The 20,989-nt window shown below is 72.7% G+C and carries 16 protein-coding genes and 1 pseudogene; 8 read left to right on the top strand and 9 right to left on the bottom strand.

The window, feature by feature from the left end:
- Window positions 1-335: 335 nt before the first annotated feature.
- From SXIN_RS28135 to SXIN_RS28120, 4 genes are all read right to left on the bottom strand, one after another.
- Window positions 336-1,019, bottom strand: coding sequence for a cellulose binding domain-containing protein (locus SXIN_RS28135; protein ID WP_019708580.1), 684 nt, complete (start codon window positions 1,017-1,019; stop codon window positions 336-338).
- 216 nt (window positions 1,020-1,235) lie between these two features.
- Window positions 1,236-2,171: an extracellular catalytic domain type 1 short-chain-length polyhydroxyalkanoate depolymerase gene (locus SXIN_RS28130; RefSeq protein WP_039821097.1), complete on the bottom strand. Its 936-nt coding sequence runs from the start codon at window positions 2,169-2,171 to the stop codon at window positions 1,236-1,238.
- 399 nt (window positions 2,172-2,570) lie between these two features.
- Window positions 2,571-3,452 carry a PaaX family transcriptional regulator gene (locus tag SXIN_RS28125; protein ID WP_095757720.1) on the bottom strand — a complete coding sequence of 294 codons (882 nt, stop codon included), beginning with the start codon at window positions 3,450-3,452 and terminating at the stop codon, window positions 2,571-2,573.
- Between the two features lie 279 nt (window positions 3,453-3,731).
- On the bottom strand, window positions 3,732-5,138 hold the full coding sequence (locus SXIN_RS28120; protein ID WP_202859805.1) for a cytochrome P450: 1,407 nt from the start codon (window positions 5,136-5,138) through the stop codon (window positions 3,732-3,734).
- 584 nt (window positions 5,139-5,722) lie between these two features.
- Between SXIN_RS28120 and SXIN_RS28115 the strand changes: the two genes are divergently transcribed.
- A complete protein-coding gene (locus tag SXIN_RS28115) occupies window positions 5,723-7,282 on the top strand; it encodes a Re/Si-specific NAD(P)(+) transhydrogenase subunit alpha (RefSeq protein WP_095757719.1) in 1,560 nt (519 codons plus the stop codon).
- A 7-nt stretch (window positions 7,283-7,289) separates the two neighbouring features.
- A complete protein-coding gene (gene pntB, locus SXIN_RS28110) occupies window positions 7,290-8,708 on the top strand; it encodes a Re/Si-specific NAD(P)(+) transhydrogenase subunit beta (RefSeq protein WP_019708584.1) in 1,419 nt (472 codons plus the stop codon).
- A gap of 139 nt (window positions 8,709-8,847) precedes the next feature.
- Here the strand turns inward: pntB and SXIN_RS28105 are convergent, their stop codons facing one another.
- Window positions 8,848-10,155, bottom strand: coding sequence for a cation:proton antiporter (locus tag SXIN_RS28105; protein ID WP_019708585.1), 1,308 nt, complete (start codon window positions 10,153-10,155; stop codon window positions 8,848-8,850).
- A gap of 316 nt (window positions 10,156-10,471) precedes the next feature.
- Between SXIN_RS28105 and SXIN_RS28100 the strand changes: the two genes are divergently transcribed.
- The 3 genes from SXIN_RS28100 (at window position 10,472) to SXIN_RS28090 (ending at window position 14,263) form a co-directional block, all read left to right on the top strand.
- A complete protein-coding gene (locus tag SXIN_RS28100) occupies window positions 10,472-11,404 on the top strand; it encodes a LysR family transcriptional regulator (RefSeq protein ID WP_095757718.1) in 933 nt (310 codons plus the stop codon).
- Window positions 11,405-11,569: 165 nt separating this feature from the next.
- Entirely contained in the window at window positions 11,570-12,799 is a 1,230-nt protein-coding gene (locus SXIN_RS28095) for an acetyl-CoA C-acetyltransferase (RefSeq protein ID WP_019706430.1), read from the top strand.
- A 435-nt stretch (window positions 12,800-13,234) separates the two neighbouring features.
- On the top strand, window positions 13,235-14,263 hold the full coding sequence (locus SXIN_RS28090; RefSeq protein WP_019706353.1) for a glycoside hydrolase family 5 protein: 1,029 nt from the start codon (window positions 13,235-13,237) through the stop codon (window positions 14,261-14,263).
- Between the two features lie 485 nt (window positions 14,264-14,748).
- Here SXIN_RS28090 and SXIN_RS28085 read toward each other — a convergent pair whose 3' ends face one another.
- From SXIN_RS28085 to SXIN_RS28075, 3 genes are all read right to left on the bottom strand, one after another.
- The gene (locus tag SXIN_RS28085; RefSeq protein ID WP_019706560.1) at window positions 14,749-15,171 is read right to left on the bottom strand and encodes a DUF2267 domain-containing protein; all 423 of its coding nucleotides are present in this window, start codon (window positions 15,169-15,171) and stop codon (window positions 14,749-14,751) included.
- 352 nt (window positions 15,172-15,523) lie between these two features.
- A complete protein-coding gene (locus tag SXIN_RS28080) occupies window positions 15,524-16,258 on the bottom strand; it encodes an ABC transporter (protein WP_019708587.1) in 735 nt (244 codons plus the stop codon).
- A 2-nt stretch (window positions 16,259-16,260) separates the two neighbouring features.
- Entirely contained in the window at window positions 16,261-17,208 is a 948-nt protein-coding gene (locus tag SXIN_RS28075; RefSeq protein ID WP_039821102.1) for an ATP-binding cassette domain-containing protein, read from the bottom strand.
- Between the two features lie 169 nt (window positions 17,209-17,377).
- Between SXIN_RS28075 and SXIN_RS28070 the strand changes: the two genes are divergently transcribed.
- Both SXIN_RS28070 and SXIN_RS28065 read left to right on the top strand, forming a co-directional pair.
- The gene (locus SXIN_RS28070) at window positions 17,378-18,538 is read left to right on the top strand and encodes a sensor histidine kinase (RefSeq protein ID WP_337589364.1); all 1,161 of its coding nucleotides are present in this window, start codon (window positions 17,378-17,380) and stop codon (window positions 18,536-18,538) included.
- 106 nt (window positions 18,539-18,644) lie between these two features.
- Window positions 18,645-19,492, top strand: a pseudogene (locus SXIN_RS28065) (IS5 family transposase).
- A gap of 15 nt (window positions 19,493-19,507) precedes the next feature.
- On the opposite strand, the gene SXIN_RS28060 reads toward SXIN_RS28065, so the two are convergent.
- Window positions 19,508-20,197, bottom strand: a complete 690-nt coding sequence (locus SXIN_RS28060; RefSeq protein ID WP_019708590.1) for a nitroreductase — start codon at window positions 20,195-20,197, stop codon at window positions 19,508-19,510.
- Window positions 20,198-20,298: 101 nt separating this feature from the next.
- Between SXIN_RS28060 and SXIN_RS28055 the strand changes: the two genes are divergently transcribed.
- Window positions 20,299-20,892, top strand: coding sequence for a TetR/AcrR family transcriptional regulator (locus tag SXIN_RS28055; protein WP_019708591.1), 594 nt, complete (start codon window positions 20,299-20,301; stop codon window positions 20,890-20,892).
- Window positions 20,893-20,989: the final 97 nt, after the last annotated feature.

Below are 20,989 nucleotides of genomic sequence, written 5' to 3'. Positions count from 1 at the left end.
GGCACCGGATAGACGACCGACCACGGGGCCACCCCCGACACGGGTGCCGTAACCCCCACCACAACCACAACGGGCAGCCCGCGACGCACCCGCCACCACCACCGCGCCGCCCACCCGGCGCCGTAACCCCAACCAGGCACAACAGCCGACAGCCCGCTAGGCGCAGCAGCGCCGCCGCGCCCGGCGGGCAGCCACGACGGTTGCGGCCGTACCAGCGTCCGCAGTACCGCACTCGGCGGCGATACGGTTCGCCGCCGACGGGCGAGCCGCGGGAGAACCAAGGACGGGGCGGTACCGGTGCCGCCGGTACCGCCCCGCCACGTTCGGGCTCGACCTCAGTGCACGTAGCAGACGTTGGCCTCGGGCGGCGGTGGGGTGCCGTTCTTGACGAAGAAGCCGAACGTGGTCGACTCGCCGGGCTCCAGCGTCCCGTTCTGGTCGGTGCTGCCGAAGGCGACGGCGAGGCCGTAGCCGCTGAGCACCGTGCGCCAGTGCTTCTCGATGTTCGCGTCGGGCGAGATGGACGAGTGCACCATCCAGTTGCCGATCTCGGTCTCGCCCGAGTTCGTCACCGTCACCTTGGCGCGGTAGTCGTCGCCCTTGGTCGTGATCTTCACCTTCGCGGCGCATTTGCCGCCCGCGCTCGCGGAATGGCCCTGGTGGGCGGCGTCCTGACCCCCGTTGCCCTCCTTGCCCTCCTTGCCCTGCTCATCCTCCTTGTCCGCGACTGCCGCTTCGGTGTGCTCACCGTGGCCGCCGCCGTGTTCGCCGTCGCCGGCCTGCTCGCGGGCTTCGGTCCGTGTTCCGGCCCCGGACCTCGCGCCCTCTGCGGCGGTTTGCTCCCCGGCATCGCCGGAGCCGCCGGATTGGCCGGAGCCGCCCGTGAACATCACCAGGAGGAGGACGGGAAGGGCGACCAGCAGGCCGAACAGTGAGAGCCTGCGCCACAGGCCGCTCCGGATTCCGGTTCCGGAGCCGCCGTCGTCTTGCGTGCGCGAGGATCTCAGGGATCGCTTCATGGGTGGTGCCTCTCCCTTCGGGGGGGGTGGAGATCCGGCGCGCGTGGGGGAAGGAGTGCCGCCGGACCAGAGCTGTGGGAGCGCTCCCAGAAAGGTAACCGCCCAACCCGCTCAGGGAAATGCCCGGGGCGGAAGACGATGCGGTACGCCCCCGGCCGGCTGCCCGCCTCCACTCCCGCCGAGCGGGGCGGGCAGCCGTTCCCACCACCCGGTCCCTCAACCGGACAGGCCGAAGAATTCGACGGCCGAGGCGGCCATGCCGCTCATCGGCAGGCTGTGCCCGGCGCCCTGGACGCTGATGGATTCCACCTTCACCTCACCGGCCTCGTCGGCGTAGCGCTGCCGCGACCAGGTGGGCTGCGGCTGGTCCGTGGAGGTCGGCGTCTGGCTCAGGCCGAAGACATTCGTCCACTGCTCCGTCTCCTCCCGCAGAAGCTGGAACGGGATGAGGGTGTCGTTGGTGCCGTGCCACAGTTGGACGCGGGGACGGGCACCGGTGTGCCCGGGGTACGCCTGCCGGACGGCGTTGCCCCAGTCCTCCGGGGTCCGGTCCATGGAGCCGCCCACGCACTTGCTGGTCCACGGCGGGAAATCGGCCTCGTTGGCGAAGCAGGTGAAGGGCACGCCCATGAACACCGTTCCCGCCTCGAACACGTCCGGGTAGAGGGCCAGGAGGACGTTGGTCTCCATGCCGCCGGAGGAACTGCCGGTGGCGAAGACCCGCTCCGGGTCGCCGTTGTAGCGCTCCTTCGCGTAGTCGACCATCGAGACGATCGAGGCGGGATCGCTGCCGCCGCCGCGGCGCTTGGACGCGTCGGACCACACGTCGAAGCAGTTGGACATCGCCGTCTGCTTCGTGGCGGTCGGGTAGACGACGATGAAGCCGTGCTGGTCGGCCAGTTGCCCGAAGCCGCCCGACTGGTGGAAGCCCGGCCCCGACCCGCCGCAGCCGTGCATCGCCACCACGATCGCCGGCTGTTCGGGACGGGAGTCCGGCACATACAGGTGCATCCGCAGATTGCCGGGGTTGCTGCCGAAGTCGGTCACCTCCACCAGCGATGCCGCTGACGCCGACGAGGGAACGGAGATGCCCGTGAGGAAGAGCAGCAGGCTGCCGGCCACAGCCGCCAAGAGAGATCTGAGACGCGTCATGTGGGCCTCCTGTGGGGGGAGTTGGTGACCCGACGTTAGACATTTCAATGGCGATCAACAAGGATTCGCCGAAGGTTGGCCGAAGGGTGTTCCGCGGCCGCCGGATTCTCGTCATGATCGGGCCGGGCCGGGCCGGACCCGGCCGGGCACCCGGCCCGGGAGACGGCCCCCGAGGCCGGTCTGCGGGGTTCCGGAGATCGCCCGGGGCTGCCCGCCCCGGAGCTCCGGTCGGTTCCTGTACCGGTTCCCGTACCGGTTCGGGGCACGTAGGGCCCGGACCGGCGCGCCCGCGTCCCCGGCCGAAGGCGTGTCCGGCCCGTGAGCCGGCAGGCATCCGTACCGGACCCGGTCCCCCCGGTCCTTCCGCGTCCTTCCGCACCGGACTGGCGGCGGCTCGCGTTATCCGGCCGCCGTGGTGTCGAGCAGTTCCTCCGCCAACGTGTCCGCTACGGGCAGGAGTTGGCGCAGTGAGGTCCGGAAGAGTTCCTGCGCCCGCACGCCCGGCCATTTCTCGGTGAGCAGATCCCGCGGCAGCCGGGGATCGTGACGGATCAGCAGCAGCCACTCGGCCGTCAACCGGGTCCGGAGCGCCAGGCCGTCGCGCTCTCCGAGCTCCGCGCCCGACCAGCGGTCGGTGAAGCGGCGGTATCCCGCGGCCAGCGCGGACAGGTCCCAGGCCTCCCGGACGATCCTGGCCGGGTCGGTCCACAGGGCCGCCTCGGCCCGGAACACCTCGGCGTGGTCCAGCAGGTCCAGCCGGGCGAGCGTGTCCGAGAGGTCGGCCGCCCGCGTCGAGACCCACAGGCCGCTGCGCAACGGCCCGAATCCGGCCCAGCCGAGGCGGGTGCGCAGCGCGTGCCGGTCCGCGCGCCGGCTCTCCGGTACCGAGAACGCCAGCAGCGTCCACCGGCCGTCCCAGTGGCGGTCGACGACCTCCGCCTCCAGTTTGTCCCGGCCGTCCCGCAGCACCGCCGTTCCGTGGGGCGTCAGGCCGAGGTACGCCCGGCGGCCCCGCCGCACCGAGCGCAGCAGGCCGCGGCGGGCCATGCGGGCGGCGGCGGCCCGGGTGGCGTGCTCACCGACGCCGAGCTGCCGCAGTACGGCGATGACGCTGCCCGTCGACACGGCGACCCCGCGGTCGAGCACATAGTCGCCGAAGAGGGCGAGCAGGAAGCTCTCGGGCCGGGCGGTCTGCCCGGCCCCGGCTGCGGCTGTGGTGCCGGCTTCCGCCGCGGTCCAGGCACCGGCCGCGCCGTCCCCCGCGGTTTCTCCTCCCGGCACGTTCCCCGTCCCCGCCTTCCGCCCGGTCCGGCCCGGACGGGTCCAAGCTACCCGGCACGGGCGCCCCCGATGCCGGCACCCGGGTACTGCCGCCGGGCGGGCGGCCAACACCGTACTGCACCGTACTGCGGCCCGGCCCGGCCCGGCCCGGCCCGGCCCCGGCCCGGCGGCCCGACTGCCGTTGCCCCGCCTGCCGTTGCCATCCCGGTGCCGGACTCACGGGACAGGCGGCGGGGCGGGGCCGAGGGGCGGGGCGGCGCACCGAGCGCCCTCCGCCGGTCAGTGGACGGTGAACCGCACGCCGAACGGGTTGAACGTCGCCGGGAGCGGGCGGCACGGCCCCGGACGGACACGGGAGGCGAGGCGGTACGTCAGCCTCTCCCCCAGCATCGCCGCCAGCCAGGTGCTGGTGTGCAGCAGCACGATGTTCTCCCCCGGGCAGACGCCCGGACCACCGCTGAACGGGACGAGCGCCGGGTCGGACCGGGCACGGCCGTCGAGCCACATGCCGGGGGTGAACCGGTCGGCGTACGGGGCGTGCGGGTCACCGCGGTGGAAGTACGGGGCGTGGGCGAGGACGGTGGTGCGGGCCGGCACGGTCCGGCCGTCCCACTCGACGTCCTCGGTGGTCTGCCGCAGCACGGCGGGGGTCGTCGGCCAGAGCCGGACGGTGTCCAGTACGCAGGCCCGCAGGAACGGCAGCGTCCGCGGGGCGCCGGTGCCGGTGCCGGTGCCGGTGATCTCGTCCCGGGCGCGTCTGCCGTCCTCGGGATGGGTGGTGAGCAGCGCGAGAGTGCGGAAGACCGTCATGCCCGCCGCGTCGAAGGCGAACAGCCAGTGCGCGATCTGGCTGACGGGGGCGGCACCGGTCTCCTCCGCGCGGGCCATGGCCGCGGCCGCGAGGGTGTCCGGGCCGGCCCCCTCCGCCCGCCGGCGCAGATGCGCCAGGAAGCGGGCGCGCAGGGCACGCCGCCGCGGCAGCAGGACGGACCAGTTGGCCGCCTCGCGGAGCCGTCCCAGCTCTCCGGTGAGCCGGTGGTCGTCGCGTGCGGCGTCACCGAGGACGGTGCGCCGGACCGTCCTCCACCAGCACGCCGCGAAATCGTCCCAGGCCAGTTGCCCGGTGACGGCGCACCGGTCGGCGAGCAGGCGGGCCTCTTCCTCCACCGTGCCGGCGACGGCCGGGGCGAGGTGGTGCAGCGGCCGGTCGGTCTCCAGTGCCTCCTCGTTGAGACGGCGGCGGGGCGCGCGTTCCGTTCCCCGGGTGATCAGCGAGCCGTGCGGCTGGAATTGAGTGAGCGCGCCCCGTTTCTCCCAGGAGGCCGGTCCGAACGGCCGCGGTGTCCCGTCGAGGACCCGCCGCACGTCGCCCGGGTCGAGGAGGAGCAGCACGGAGCGGCCGGCGAGACGCATCAGCAGCGGGCCGGCGCCGTGCCGTTCACGCAGCAGGCGCATCGTCGCGACGCCGCCCCGGTCGAGCTGGAGACGTTCGGCGAGTGCCATGACGCGGGGCCGCCGCTTGATCACCCCCGCCGAGAGGAGTGGCAGCAGGACCCCGGTGGCGAAGCGCACCTGCTCCGCCGTACCGGCCTTCCGCGGTCCGGCGGAGACGGCGGGCCCGGGGGCGGGGGACGGCGGCATGGTGACTCCGGCTCGGTCGTGGGCGGACGGGCGGCGGTCGGTCATCGGGCGGTCCGGCGGACGGCGGAGCGCCGGGCCGGCGGACCGAGGGCCGGCGGTCCCGCGCCTCCGCCGAAGTCGGCCGAACAGATACGCGGTCTGTCAGCCGATCGGCCGAACGGGAAGCCCGCCGGGCTTGTCCGGGTACCCGGCGCTTGGGCACGGAAACGACGCCGGGCCGGGCCCGTCCGGTTCGAGAGGGTCCGTCCTCCCGGGCGTCTCAGTCTGCGGTCGCTCCGGTCGTGAGTCGTGCCACACGGGCCGGTTGGCCCTTCCGCGCAGGACCCGCTCTGTGACCGCTCACAGAGATTCAAAAGCCCTGGTGTGCGCCTGATCCGGGACCCCGTGCTCCCTTGCCCCGCGGGAGAACAGCGGGCTAGCCTGCCCACGCTCGAGACCGATCAGCAGGTTCCGCTGCCCGGATCCGCCCAGTTGGAGCCTGCCCGGCACGAAGCATTCCGGGCCCCGTCAACGACGACGTACGGCCTCCGCCAACGGACGACGCGGATCTCACCACGCACCCTTCGGCCACCCGAGTGCACCCGCACCGGGGAGGACCCGGAGGAACGTCACAGAAAGAGGTCGGATCGATGGTCCAACGGCTCGGTGTGGTCGCGGAGTCGGCCACAGGGGAGACGCGCGTCGCCGCGACCCCGGACACCGTGCGCCGGCTGATGAGCCTCGGCTTCGACGTCCTGGTCGAATCCGGCGCCGGTCAGCGGTCGGATTTCGCGGACGAACTGTACGCCGAGGCCGGCGCCAAGATCGGCAGCCGCGAGGACGCCTGGCGGTCCGATGTCGTCCTCAAGGTCGACCCGCCGACCGCGGACGAGATCGGCCGGCTGCGGGACGACGCGACGCTGATCGGCATGATCGGCCCCGCTCTCCGCCCCGAACTCGTCGAGACGCTCACGCAGCGCTCGATCACTGTCCTGGCGATGGACGCGGTGCCCCGGATCTCCCGGGCCCAGTCGCTGGACGTACTGAGCTCGATGGCCAACATCGCGGGCTACCGGGCGGTGATCGAGGCGGCCCACCGGTTCGGCCGGTTCTTCACCGGCCAGGTGACGGCGGCGGGCAAGGTGCCGCCGGCCAAGGTGCTGGTGGCCGGCGCGGGCGTGGCCGGCCTGGCGGCGATCGGCGCCGCGAAGGGCCTGGGCGCGATCGTCCGGGCGACCGACCCGCGCCCGGAGGTCGCCGACCAGGTGCGCTCGATGGGCGGGGAGTTCCTCGCCGTGGAGGTCGAGCAGGAGGCGAGCGCCGACGGCTACGCCAAGGCGACGTCCGAGGACTACGACCGGCGCGCCGCGGAGATCTACACCGAGCAGGCTGCCGAGGTGGACATCGTCATCACCACCGCGCTCATCCCCGGCCGCCCGGCGCCCCGGCTGATCACGGCCGAGCACGTCGCGAGCATGCGCCCCGGCAGCGTGATCGTCGACATGGCCGCCGCGCAGGGCGGCAACGTCGCGGGTTCCGTCGCCGGCGAGGTGGTCGTGACGGACAACGGCGTGACGATCATCGGCTACACGGACCTGCCGGGCCGGCTGCCCGCGCAGGCCTCGCAGCTCTACGGCACGAACCTGGTGAACCTGCTCAAGCTGCTGACACCGGGCAAGGACGGGCAGATCGTCCTGGACTTCGACGACGTGGTGCAGCGGTCCATGACGGTGGTCCGCGCGGGCGAGAAGACCTGGCCGCCACCGCCGGTCCAGGTGTCCGCCGTGCCCGCGCCGCGGCAGCCGGACGCCGCCGCGCGGCCCGCGGCCGGGTCCGCGGCCGGGGCCGGGGGCAAGCAGCCGATGCCGCGGAACCGCAAGCTGGCGATCGGGGGGCTGACCGCGTTCGGCCTGTTCCTGCTGACGGCGTTCGCGCCGAGCCAGCTCGCCGGCAACTTCACGGTGTTCGTGCTGGCCATCGTGATCGGCTACTACGTCATCGGCAGCGTGCACCACGCGCTGCACACGCCGCTGATGTCGGTGACCAACGCGATCTCCGGGATCATCGTCGTGGGCGCCCTGCTGCAGATCGGGCACGGGAACACCGTCGTGACCGTGCTGTCGTTCGCCGCGGTCCTGCTGGCGAGCATCAACATCTTCGGTGGCTTCGCGGTCACCCGCCGCATGCTCGGCATGTTCTCCAAGGACTGAGGCCTCCATGACCGTCACCACGGCCGCGCAGGCCGCTTACATCATCTCCGCCGTGCTGTTCATCCTCAGCCTGGCCGGACTCTCCAAGCACGAGACCGCACGCTCCGGCGTCGTCCTGGGCATCTCGGGCATGGCGGTCGCCCTGGCCGCCACCATCGCGCTCGCCTCGCAGAGCATCTCCGGCACCGGCGCCGCCCTGCTGGCCGCCGCGATGGTGATCGGCGCGCTGATCGGGCTCTGGCGGGCCCGTATCGTCGAGATGACCGCTATGCCGGAACTCATCGCCATCCTGCACAGCTTCGTCGGCCTGGCCGCCGTACTGGTCGGCTGGAACGGCTATCTCGAGGTCGCGGGCCATTCCGCGGACGACGGCGGGCTGACCGGTTCGCTCCTCGGCGTCCATCACGCCGAGGTGTTCATCGGCGTCTTCATCGGGGGCGTGACCTTCACCGGTTCGGTGGTCGCCTTCCTGAAGCTGTCCGCGCGGATCAAGTCCAGTCCGCTGATGCTGCCGGGCCGGAACGCGCTCAACCTGGGTGCGCTGGTGGCCTTCGCCGTCCTCACCGTCGTCTTCGTCGCCGCTCCGAACATCGGTCTGCTGATCGCCGTCACGGCGCTCGCCCTCGCCCTGGGCTGGCACCTGGTGGCCTCCATCGGCGGCGGTGACATGCCGGTGGTCGTGTCGATGCTCAACAGCTACTCGGGCTGGGCCGCCGCCGCCTCGGGCTTCCTGCTCAACAACGATCTGCTCATCGTCACCGGCGCGCTGGTCGGCTCGTCCGGTGCCTACCTCTCGTACATCATGTGCCAGGCGATGAACCGCTCCTTCCTCTCGGTGATCGCCGGAGGCTTCGGCATCGAGGCGCCCGTCGCCTCGGACACCGAGCAGGGCGAGCACCGTGAGATCGGCGCCGAGGAGACCGCCGAACTGCTGCGGGAGGCGTCGTCGGTCATCATCACCCCTGGATACGGCATGGCCGTCGCCCAAGCGCAGCAGCGGGTGGCCGACCTCACCCGCAGCCTGCGCGACCAGGGCGTGGACGTCCGGTTCGGCATCCATCCGGTCGCCGGGCGCCTGCCGGGCCACATGAACGTGCTGCTGGCCGAGGCGAACGTGCCCTACGACGTCGTCCTGGAGATGGACGAGATCAACGACGACTTCGCCGCCACCTCGGTCGTGCTCGTCATCGGCGCGAACGACACCGTCAACCCGGCGGCGCTCGAGGACGCGAACAGCCCGATCGCGGGCATGCCCGTGCTGCGGGTGTGGGAGGCGGAGAACGTCATCGTCTTCAAGCGGTCCATGGCGACGGGTTACGCCGGTGTGCAGAACCCGCTGTTCTTCCGCGAGAACAGCCGGATGCTCTTCGGGGACGCCCGGACGCGCGTGGACGAGATCGTGAACGCGCTGGGGGCCCGGGTGTAGCGGTCCCGCAAGCGCACCGCGGCCGGCCGCCGGGCACCGTTCCGCACGGGCCCGGCGGCCGGCCTTCGCGCAGGGACGGCCCTTTCCGCCGTCACCGGACGGCCCCGGGTTCCCCGGTCCCGCCACGGGCAGGGCGGATTCATTGGTCCGGGGACGAGGACGGAGCAGAGTGCGTTTCTCCCGCGGCGGAGCGTGCGCGGTGGCGCAGCAGGCGGTCGAAGCGGGTGATCAGCGGGGTGACCGAGATGCCGTGGACGATGACGGAGGCGACGATGGTGAAGGTCACGACCGCCCACAGTTCACCGGCCGTGGCGCCGCCGAACTCGCCCTCCCCCAGCGCGTAGGCGAGGTAGAACAGCGAGCCGATGCCGCGGATGCCGAAGAAGGCCGTCAGGCCGCGCTCCCGGGCGCAGCTCCCGTCCCCCAGTTGTCCGAGCCAGCCGGCGGCCGGGCGGATCACCAGCAGCAGGAGCAGGCCGGTGGCGGCGCCCTGCCAGGTGAGCGGGGCCAGGCCGCCGAAGGCGACGAAGCCGCCCAGCAGGAACAGCAGGATGACGGTGAAGAGCCGTTCTATCTGCTCGATGAAGTCGTGCAGGACCTTGTGATAGCCGTGGGCCCGTTCGGCGGCGCGGATGGCGCAGGCGGTGACGAAGACGGCGAGGAAGCCGTAGCCGTGGAGGATCTCGGTGACGCCGTAGGAGAGGAACGTGGCGCCGAGGGCGACGAAGCCCTCCTTGTGCTCGGAGAGCCGGAGGGCCTTGAAGGTGGCGCGGAAGAACATCCGGCCGAGCAGCCGGCCGACGGCCAGGCCGCAGACCACACCGACGGCGCACTTGTAGAGGACGTCGACGAGCGCCCAGTGGCCGATCCAGTCCGCGGACCAGCCGGTGCCCGCGGCGGCGGCCAGCGCGACGGCCGCGCCGACGAAGGGGAAGGCCAGTCCGTCGTTGAGTCCGGCCTCGCTGGTGAGACCGAAGCGCACCTCGTCCTCGTCGTGTTCGGCGTCGGTGGGCTCGCCCACCCGCACCTCGGAGGCGAGGACGGGGTCGGTGGGCGCGAGGACGGCGCCGACGAGCAGGGCCACGGCCGGCGGCCAGCCGAGCAGCAGCCATCCCGCGAGGGCGACGGCTCCGATGGTGAGCGGCATGGTGATGCCGAGCAGGCGCCAGGTGACAGCCCAGGTGCGGAGGCCGAAGGGCCGGTTGATCGCGAGCCCGGCACCCATCAGCGAGATGATCACGCAGATCTCGGCGGCGTGCTCGACCCAGCCGCGGTGCGCGACCGGGTCGAGGGCGGGGAGCGACAGCGGCAGGACGTATGGGAGCAGGTAGAGCAGCAGCCCTCCGCCGAGGAACACCATGGGCAGGGACAGCGGCAGGCGGGCCACGGCGCGCGGGAGGAGGGCGCCCAACCCGAAGAGGGCGAATATCCAGTCGATCAGGGTCACCGGGTGCTTGTGCCCCGTTCCGGGTACGGAAGACCACCGGGGCGGGTGTGACGTGCGATGTCGCACGGTACGAGTGGCGGACGAGCGGCGCCGGGCGGGCGGGCCCGGCGGGGGAACCGGCAGGGGAACCGGCGGGGGGCCGTGGCGGAACGGTCCGTGGCCCGCGCCTCACCGGACCGGGATTGATTGCCGGTCCGGGCCCAATTAGGCTCCCATTGAGACGTCCGTCCGAATGGCGGCGTCAGGAGCCCCGGAGCAGGGGACCACGGGTGGCGCGCCCCCGGGGAGCGCGCCCCGGAGCGGAGCTGGGCGGACCGTGGAACTGCGGCATCTGATCTCTTTCGTGGCCGTGGCCGAGGAGCTGCACTTCGGCCGTGCCGCCAAGCGGCTGCGGATGGCGCAGCCACCGCTCAGCCAGCAGATCCGGCAGCTGGAGAAGGAGCTGGGGGTGCAGCTGTTCGAGCGCAGCACCCGCTCGGTGCGGCTCACCAGCGCGGGGCGGTCCTTCCTCAAGCCGGTGCGGACGGTCCTGGACGATCTCGACATCGCGGTACGCGTCGCGAAGGCGGCCGGGGAGGGCGAGTACGGGCGGGTGACGGTCGGCTTCGCGGGCGCCTCGTCCCATGCCACGCTGCCGCTGCTGACCCGGGCGGTGCGGGCCGCGCACCCGGGCATCGAACTCGTCATGAAGGGCCAGACCTACGCCACTGTGGCCCTCGACCGGGTCGCCGACGGCTCACTGGACCTGGGCTTCGTCCGGCTGCCGGTGAACCGCCCCGGCATCGCCTCGCGCTTCATCGGCGAGGAGGAGCTGCTGTGCGCGCTCCCCTCGGACCACCCGCTGGCGGAGCGCGAGCGGATCGCGGTGGCCGACCTGACCGCCGAGCCCTTCGTCACCTTCCCGGCGAACGCCGGTTCCACGCTGCGGGACGCGACCCTGCGGGTCTGCGAGGAGGCCGGCTTCCGGCCGCGCACCGTGCAGGAGGCGCCGGATTCGTACACGATCCTGGCGCTGGTGGCGGCCGGGGTCGGGGTGACGCTCACCCTCTCGTCCTGCCTGCACATCCAGCAGACGGGCCTGGTGCACCGCCCGCTGGACGGGCCGCCGGTGCGGCTGCGGTCCGCCCTGGCCTGGCGCAGGGACAACCCGTCGGCGGCCCTGCGCAGCGTGCTGGCGGTGGCGGAGGAGGCCCTGCCGACCCCGCCGGCCCCGGACGGTCCGGACGGTGGCGGTGCGGCACCGCACTGAGCGCACCGCCCCACGCCGGGGGCCGAAAGCCCGGCCGTCCGGGAGCGCCGAGCGGATTGATACGAACCGCGTCCGGATCTCTCCGGGATCGGATATTGGACCGGAACAGTCCGGGGTGAAAAGGTCGGGCATACGTTTGCCCTCCTCCCCGGAAAGGCCCCCGACATGCCCGGACAGTCCTCCGACGTCGTCATCTGCGAACCCCTGCGCACCCCCATCGGGCGGTTCGGCGGCGGCCTGGCGGGGCTGCGCGCCGCCGGACTGGCCGCGCATGTGGTCGCCGAGGTCGTCCGGCGGACCGGCATCGACCCGGAGCGGGTCGACGAGGTGATCCTCGGGCACGCCTATCCGACCTCCGACGCCCCGGCGATCGGCCGGGTCGCCGCCCTCGACGCCGGGCTGCCGGTGTCGGTGACCGGCACCCAGATCGACCGCCGCTGCGGCTCGGGCCTCCAGGCCGTCCTGGACGCGGCCATGCAGATCCGGGCCGGTTTCAGCGACGTCGTCGTCGCCGGCGGTGTAGACGTGATGAGCGCCGCGCCCTTCTACACCCACGACGCCCGCTGGGGCATCAAGGGACCGGGACTGGAGCTGCACGACTCCCTGGCGCGCGGCCGGGTCACCGCGGGCGGCGTCAACCACCCGGTGCCGGGCGGCATGATCGAGACGGCGGAGAACCTGCGCCGCGAGTACGCCATCAGCCGCGAGGACCAGGACGCCCTGGCGCTCCGCTCCCAGCGGCGCGCCGCCCGGGCGATGGAGACGGGTCTCTTCGAGGACGAGATCGTGCCGGTGCCGGTGCGGACCCGCAAGGGCGGGACGGTGATCTCCACCGACGAGCACCCGCGCCCGGAGACCACCGCCGAGCAGCTCGCCAAGCTGAAGCCGATCATGCTCAAGTCGGACCCGGAGGCGACCGTCACGGCGGGCAACGCCAGCGGCCAGAACGACGCGGCGGCGGCCTGTCTGGTGACGAGCGCGGAGACGGCGGAGCGGCTGGGCCTGACCCCGGTGGTCCGGCTGGTCTCCTTCGCCCGGGCGGGCGTTCCGGCCGGGACGATGGGCATCGGGCCGGTCCCGGCGACGCGGGCGGCGCTCGGCCGCGCCGGCCTGGAGCTCAAGGACATGGACCTGATCGAGCTGAACGAGGCCTTCGCCGCGCAGGCGCTCGCGGTCACCCGCGAGATGGGCCTGACGGAGGCGGACCACGAGCAGCGCATCAACGTCAACGGCTCGGGCATCTCCCTCGGCCACCCGGTGGGCGCCACGGGCGCCCGCATCCTGGCCACCCTGGCCCACGAGATGCGCCGCCGCGAGGCCCGCTACGGCCTGGAGACGATGTGCATCGGCGGCGGCCAGGGCCTGGCGGCGGTCTTCGAGCGCGTGGGCGCCTGAGCGGGCCGGAACAACAGTCCGGCGCCGGACGCGGGCCGCCGCCTCCGCCGAAGGGGGTGGCGGCGCGGCCGGTCCGGCGGGTGGGACGGGGCGGGGCGGGGTGCGGTGGGACTGCCGGGGTGAGGCCCCCACCGGCTCGCGCGCGGAGGGTTTATGCAATCCGCGTGCCCGAACCGCAGTATTTCCAGGGGCTCTTGACACTGCGCCAAGCGCCCCGTACACACTGTCCCACCCCCTCTCCACCCCCGGGATCACAGGGGCGGCATCGTTGGCCCAGTGGACGATGACAACGATGTCAGAGCAGATGTCAGAGCAGCAGGAGCAGTAACCGGCACAGCGCGGCACCAGAGCAGCACCGGAGCCCCACCACCGGTGGAGCACCGGCCCAGCGGCACCACGCCCTCCCGGGGGTCCCCCACGTCAAGGAGTCGCACCATGAGCATGCGGACAGCCGCCATCGCGGCAGCCGTACTGGGGCTGATGGCCCCCCTGGCGGTCACCGCCCAAGCCGCCACCTCCGAAGCCGCCACCCCGGGATCGGACGCCCCGGCCCGGGCCGCCGCCACCGGCATCCATGTCGGCGACGGCAGGATCCTGGAGCGCGACGGCTCCGACTTCGTGATGCGCGGCGTCAACCACGCGCACACCTGGTACACCTCGCAGACCACGCAGTCGCTGGCCGACATCAAGTCGCTCGGCGCCAACACCGTCCGTGTGGTCCTCAGTTCGGGTGACCGGTGGACGCGGAACGACGCTTCGGACGTGCAGAACGTCGTCGGCCAGTGCAAGCAGAACAAGCTGATCTGCGTCCTGGAGGTTCATGACACCACCGGTTACGGCGAGCAGAGCGGAGCCGCCACCCTCAGCCGGGCCGCGGACTACTGGATCAGCGTCAAGAGCGCGCTGGAGGGCCAGGAGGACTACGTCATCGTCAACATCGGCAACGAGCCGCACGGCAACAACGGCTATGCCCAGTGGACGGACGACACCAAGGGCGCCATCTCCAAGCTCCGCAACGCCGGCTTCGACCACGCGCTGATGGTGGACGCACCCAACTGGGGCCAGGACTGGTCGGGCACCATGCGCGAGAACGCCCAGTCGGTCTTCGACTCCGATCCGGACCGCAACACCATCTTCTCGATCCACATGTACGGCGTCTACGACACCGCCGCCGAGATCCGGGACTACCTGAACGCCTTCACCTCCAGGCGACTGCCCATCATCGTGGGCGAGTTCGGGCACAACCACTCCGACGGCAACCCGGACGAGGACGCCATCCTCGCCGAGACCCAGTCCCGGGGCCTCGGCTACCTCGGATGGTCCTGGAGCGGCAACAGCAGCGACGTCGGCTATCTCGACATGGCCAACGGCTTCAACAAGAACGCGCTGACCAGCTGGGGCGAGCGGATCTTCAACGGCACCAACGGCATCCGGCAGACCTCCAGGGAAGCCTCGGTCTACTGATCCCGTCCGCTGATTCCGCGGCGGCCCCCGGCCTGTACCGCACGACCCGGCGCGCAGATTCCTCCACCACCGCGCCGACGGACCGCGGAACCGGCCCCGGCACCGCCGCCCAGCGCCGCGCCCGGCACCGGCCCCCACCCGGTGCCGGGCGCACCGCTGTCCGGGCGGAGGCGCCCTCAGCCCTCGTCAGACCCCGTCAGGCGCGATCGCGGCGCGGCCGCCTCTGACCCGCGCCGCCGAGGCCCTGCGGCCGGCGGAGTCGGGCACGGTCGTCGGCAAGGTGGTGCTGACGCCGTGACAGGTGCGGCGCGGGGGGCCGGGACCGGGCCGGCAGGCCAGTCGGCCGGGCCGGGGGTCCCGTTCCGCGTGCCGCCTTCCGCGCGCCGCGTTCCGCCCTCCCCGAGCCTCGTTCCCGCGGACCCGCGTGCGGTGTTCCGCTTCGCCGCGGGCCGTGTTCCGCGGCAGTGGGCCACCGGACCCGGGTCTCAGCGTGCGTGATGGGCCGTGCCCTGGCTGCCGGAGAACAGCACCTCGGCCAGTTCGGCGTCCAGCGACTGGCGGACCTTTTCCGTCAGGACGCTGTCGGTCGCCTCGCCGACGACCTCCACCACGCACCGGGACTCGTGGACCGCCTTGGGGTAGCCGGTGCTCGCCCGCTGCGCGACGCGCTCGAAGAACTCCTGGCTGCTCATCCGGATCCCGGTCTCCGGCTCGTCGGCCGCGAGCGCCACCCGGCGCAGGTGCTCGCCGATCTCCCGGGGCAGCTGGGCCGCCAGATGCTCCGCCAGCGTCGCCGGTACGCGCTCCGCGAGCGTCTCCAGGCTGGCCCGGGTCGCCGTCTCGGCGGCCCCGCGGCTGCCCAGATGGGCCCGGGCCTGAACCTGGCCGATGAACGTGTCGTGCTGCATGGGGTGCTCCTCGTGCTCATGCGCGGTGCCGTACAGCACGGGTGCGCGGCGGTGCCCGCCGACCGCACTGCTGTGCCCGCCGGCCGCGCTTGTGCGTACGTGTCTGCGGTTGCAGCGTCCCCGGCCGGGTTTCCGTGCCTTTTCGGGCAAAACCTCCTCACTGCACCGGTTCCGGGCGTCGACGTGCGACGGGGGTACGACTGGCGTGCCTCGCCGACCGGCCGGTCCGCGCGCCGGGTGTCGGGCGGCGCGGGTCCCGGCCAGCACGGCCCCGGGTCCCGGCGTCCCGGCGTCCCGGCCCGAGGCGCGAGCCGGCACGGCCCCCGGTCTCAACCGGCACGGGCCCCGCCTGTCAGGCGTCGCGCCGGTGCACCGCTCGCAGGCCGGCCAGGAGTGCGGCGGTCGCCCACAACGCCGTCACCGCGAGACCGGCCCACGGGCCGATGCCTCCCACCGGATCCTGGTACAGGACTTGCTGTCCGGCCCGGTCCGGAAGCCAGGCGGCGGCGCCCTCGGCGATGTCGCCGACCACGAAGGAGACGATCAGGATGAACGGGATCAGCAGGCTCAGCACAGCGACGGCACTGCGCAGCAGGAACGTGAGCCCCGCGGCGAACAGGGCCATCAGGGCGAGGTAGAGCCCCGCGCCGACGCAGGCCCGCAGGGCTCCCGGCTCCCCGAGACCGATGGCCCGCTCCCCCAGGAACGCCTGGCCGGCGAAGAAGGTGGCGAACGCGGTGGCGAGCCCGGTGACGAGGGCGGCGGCGGCCACGACCGCCGTCTTGGCCCCGTAGAAGAGGCCCCGGTGCGGCACGGCCGCCAGGGAGATCCGCAGGGCGCCGCCCGTGTACTCGGACGACACGGCGGTGGCACCGAAGGCAATGGCGGCGATCTGCGCGAAGTTGATCGCGTAGAAGGCTTCGAAGACGGGGTCCCCGCCGTTGTCCGCCTCCGCCCGGCCGACGGTCGCGTAAACGAGCACGGTGACGGCCAGCGAGGCGGCGAGGACCGCCAGAAGCGATCCGAAGCTCGCCCGGACCGACCTGATCTTGATCCACTCGGAGTGGAGCACTGCTGTGACGGACATGGTCAGGCCTCCCGCACCGCGGCCGGGGACGGGGACGGGGAAGCCGCGGCGGCGAATTCGGTCTCGTCTGTCGTGAGGGCGAGGTAGGCCTGTTCCAGGGAGGCACGTTCGTCGGTGAGCCCGGACACCGGAACGCCCGCACGCGCGGCGACGGCTCCGACTTCCTCGGCCGTGGTGTCCTCCACCATCCACCCACCGTCACCGTCTCCCGTGACGGGGTGTCCCTCGGCCAGCAGCGCGGCGCGCAGCCGGATGGGGTCGCCGGTGCGGACGCGGACGCGTGCGCGGCTGTGCCGGTCGATGAAGTCCCGCAGGGGGAGGTCGGCGAGGAGCCGGCCCCGCCCGAGGACGACAAGGTGGTCGGCGAAGGTCGCGGTCTCGTTCATCAGGTGGCTGGAGACCAGGACCGTGCGGCCCTCGCGGGCGAGCCGGCGCAGCAACTCGCGGATCCAGACGATCCCTTCGGGGTCGAGGCCGTTGGCCGGCTCGTCCAGCAGGAGAACGGGCGGGTCCCCGAGGAGCGCGGCGGCGATGCCGAGACGCTGGCGCATGCCGAGCGAGAAGGTCCTGATGCGGCGGCGTGCCGCCGTGCTGAGGCCGGTCTCCCGGAGGACCTCGTCGATGCGGCGGGCCGGAATGCGGTTGCCGGCGGCGAGAAGGCGCAGATGGTCGCGGGCCGTGCGGGAACCGTGGGCCGCTTGGGCGTCCAGCAGGGCGCCGGCCGTGCGCAGCGGCTCGTGAAGCGTCCGGTACGGGCGGCCGCCGACCGTGGCGGTGCCGGCGGTGGGGTGGCCGAGGCCGAGGACGAGACGCATGGTGGTGGACTTGCCGGCGCCGTTGGGCCCGAGGAACCCGGTGACCCGGCCCGGCGCGATGCTGCACGTCAGGCGGTCGACGGCCCGGGTGCCGCCGTACTCCTTCGTGAGGTCGGTGAGGTCGATGCTGGTCATGGCGTCAGCGTGGCCGTACGGGCGGGGGCCGGGCATCCCCCGCCGTTGGAGTCCGCCTCCCCCGCGCGGGGGAGCCGCCCTTCCGGCCGCTCTGGCACGATGACGGCGTGCCGGGCCTCCTGCTGCCGCTGACCCGGCGGTCACGTACACGCGCTGGCTCCACCTGCTGGTGGGGTCGATCCTGCCGTTCGTCTGCGCCATGGTCTATCCGGGGCTGGACAGTCCGTCGCCGGCCGACTGGGCGCTGATCGCGCTACTGCCCGTTCCGCTCGTTGTGGCCGCCGCCGTGGTGCCCGAGGTGCGCCGGGCAGAGGGTCTGCAGGCCCAGCTGATGCTGTTCCCCGGACCGCACGCGCGGGTGAGGGGAGACGGGGACGCGGGCGTCTCCACCGTTCCGTCCGCTTCGTGGAGCGACCGGGCCCGGACCGGTGCCTGGATGGTGTTGCGGCTGGAAGCGGGGCTGGCCGTCGCGCTGGTGACGGGGCAGCTGATGGCGCTCTCGATGGAGCTCGCCGGGGCGGCGGCCGGGAATCCCGGTGTCGCCGGCCCGCTGCTGCTGCCGGTCTCCGGTACCGGCTGGGGGTACGTGCTGCTGGTGCCGGTGCCCTTCCTGGTGCTGATCACGGTGGTCGCCGGAGCGGGAGCCCTCATGGCCGAGGCCGCCCGCCTGCTGCTCGGGCCGTCGGCCAAGGAGCGCCTGGCCGAGCTGGAGGAGCGCACCGAGCGGCTGCTGGAACGCAACCGCATCGCCCGGGAGCTGCACGATTCCATCGGCCACGCCCTGACGCTGGCCGTGGTTCAGGCCGGTGCCGCCCGGACGACCACCGATCCGGACTTCACCGACCGGGCGCTGGAGACCATCGAGGAGACGGGGCGGGCGGCGCTGGAGGACCTCGAACGGGTGCTGCTCGTGCTGCGCGAGACACGGCGGCCGGCCGGCGCCCGCCCGGCGCTCGACGAGGCGGACCAACTGCTGGACTCCGCACGCTCCTCGGGCTCGCGGGTCGACGCCGAGGTGACCGGACCGCTGGAGGACGTGCCGGGCCCGGTGTCCCGCGAGGGCTACCGGATCCTGCAGGAGGCCCTCACCAACGTGCTGCGGCACGCGGGTCCCGTCCCGGTCCGGGTCCGTATCGCCGTGGAGGAGGGGCGACTGCGGCTGGAGGTGCGCAATCCGCTGGCCGCTGCGGTGCCGGCCCCGGCGGCCGGCGCGGGCGGCGGCAGCGGGCTGCGCGGGATCCGCGAGCGTGCCGCGCTGCTCGGGGGCGAGGCCCGGGCGGCCCGGGACGGCGGCCTGTGGCTGCTCCACGTGGACCTGCCGCTGCGGTGACGTGACGGAACGCCGGCCCGGCCGATCCGCCGCCGGCCCCACGAACCCGCCCGGCGCGGGGGCGGCTGGGGCGTTTCTTGCGGATCATCTGCTCGTTGGTTGATGTGTGCCGTCAAGTGACCTGCAGTGGGCGCGGATTGAGCCGTTGCCGCCGCACCGGACACCCAAGCCGGGCGGCCGGTAGCGTGACCACCGGCAGGTGATCGACGCGATCGGCTACAAGTACCGGACCGGAACGCCGTGGATGGACCTGCCCGCCGAGTTCGGCTCGTGGAAGGGCGTGCACGACCGGCTGCGGACATGGGCCGCCGATGGCACCTGGGAACGCGTGCTGACCGCCCTCCTGGCCCGGACCGACGCCGAAGACGATCTCGACTGGGCCGTCGCGGTCGACTCCACCGTTGTCCGCGCTCACCAGCACGCGGCCGGGGCCCGTCAAAAGGGGCCCCGGCCAGCGAGCCACACGATCATGCCTTCGGACGCTCCCGCGGCGGACCGGCCACCAAGATCCATCTGGCAGCCGACAGCCAATGCCGTCCACTGGCGTTCACTCCCACCCCCGGCCAAGCCGGTGACGCACCCGCCTTCCCGAAGGTCATGGCACACCTGCGCGTGCCCCGGCCACGAGGCGGTCGGCCACGCACCACACCCGGTGTGCTCCTGGCGGACAAGGCCCACTCATCCCGCGCCATCCGCACAGAACTCCGCAGGCGCGGGATCGGGGCGGTCATCCCCCAGCCCGCCGGCCAAGCCGCCCACCGCAAACGACTCGGCCAACGCGGCGGCAGGCCACCGGCCTTCGACCGCGAGGCATACAAGCACCGCGACACCGTCGAGCGCTGCATCAACAAACTCAAGCAGTGGCGCGACCTGGCCACCCGCTGCGACAAGACCGCCACCATCTACCTCGCCGGACTCCACATCGCCGCGATTTACATCTGGCCAGCCCGTTGATCCGAAGGAAGCTCGCTAGACGTGGAAGGCAGTGGTTTTTTCGAGGGCGGCCCGCTCGGCCGTGACTCGGTTCACCGGTGCGCTCTCGTCGGCATAGCCGAAAGAGATGCCCACGAGCAACTTCCCGTCGGCAACGCCGAGGTCGGTCCGGACGGTGTCGGCGTAGAAGCTGAGCAGGCCCTGCGGGCAACTGTCCACGCCGTATGCGGCCATGGCCAGGAGCAGCGTCTGCATGTAGGCGCCGACGTCGGCGGCCAGTCGCGCCCCGCCGTCGCCGGTGACGAACAGGAACGCGGCATGTGGTGCCCCGTAGAAGCGCAGGCTCTCCGCCTCATAGGCCGCGCGGGCCGCGTAGTCGCCAGGGGCGACGCCCAGCACCCTGTACAGATCGGCGCCGAAGGCCGCCCGCCGCTCCTGGTGGACGGGGGCGTACATGCCCTCGGAGTACGGGAAGTCGGCCGAGGTGCGCTGTTCGGCGTGGGCCGCCTGCAAGGCGTCCGCCAGGCGTTCGCGCCTCGCGCCACTGACCACCTCGACCCGCCACGGTTGCGCGTTGGAGTTGGACGGCGCGGTGCCGGCAAGAGAGAAGATCGCGCGGATTGTGTCCTCGGGCACGGCCTCGGGGCGGAACGCGCGTGTCGCGTGGCGGCCGCGTATCAGCTTCTCCGCGTAGTCGCTCAGCTCAGGGACAACCGGCCCACTCATGGAACTCTCCTCAAGGACGCTTAGGTAAACGGAGTCGTTTACCTAACGGGGACTGTAGCAAGCCGCCCGGCGCAAAGTAAACGGAAACGTATACTTTCCTCATGAGTAAGGTGACGACGGCGTCTCGACGGCAGGGGCGCGGGGGACGCGAACGCATCCTGGCCGCCGCCGCCCAACTGTTCGCGACCCAAGGGATCAACGCGACCGGCATGGAGCAGGTCGCAGAGCAGGCGCCGGTGTCCAAGCGCACCCTCTACGCGCACTTCCGTACCAAGAGCGACCTGGTCGTCGCCCATCTCCAAGACCTCGCCTCGACGGGGCACACCCTGGAGAGCGCGCTGACTCGCGAGGACATCCCGGCGAGAGAGCGGATCCTCGCCCTGTTCGACCCACCCGCGGCGGACGCGCCTCCGGTACGCGGATGTCCGTTCATCGACGCCGCCGCAGAGTTCCCCGACCCGGAGAGCGCGGTGCACTCCTACGCCCGCGAACAGAAACTGCTGATGGCGCGGCTGGTTACTGCACTGGTGACGGAGCTGGGCTGTCGCGAGCCCGCCACACTCGCCGAACAACTCGTAACCCTCGCGGACGGGGCCGCCAGCCGCGCCATGGTGCTGAGTGATGCGGACTACGGACGACACGCGCGGGCAGCAGCAGAGGTCCTCCTGCAAAACGCTCTGCCAGGCACGAACTGACGAGGACGACGTCCGCGGTGGAAAGCCTCCGCCGCCGACACAGCTCGCACTCGCACACCGCCTCCGGCGTCTTCCTGCCAGGAGGAGAAGCCGATCG

It is taken from the genome of Streptomyces xinghaiensis S187 (assembly GCF_000220705.2).
Classification (GTDB): Bacteria; Actinomycetota; Actinomycetes; order Streptomycetales; family Streptomycetaceae; genus Streptomyces; species Streptomyces xinghaiensis.
This window is presented reverse-complemented; position numbering and strand designations above follow the sequence as displayed.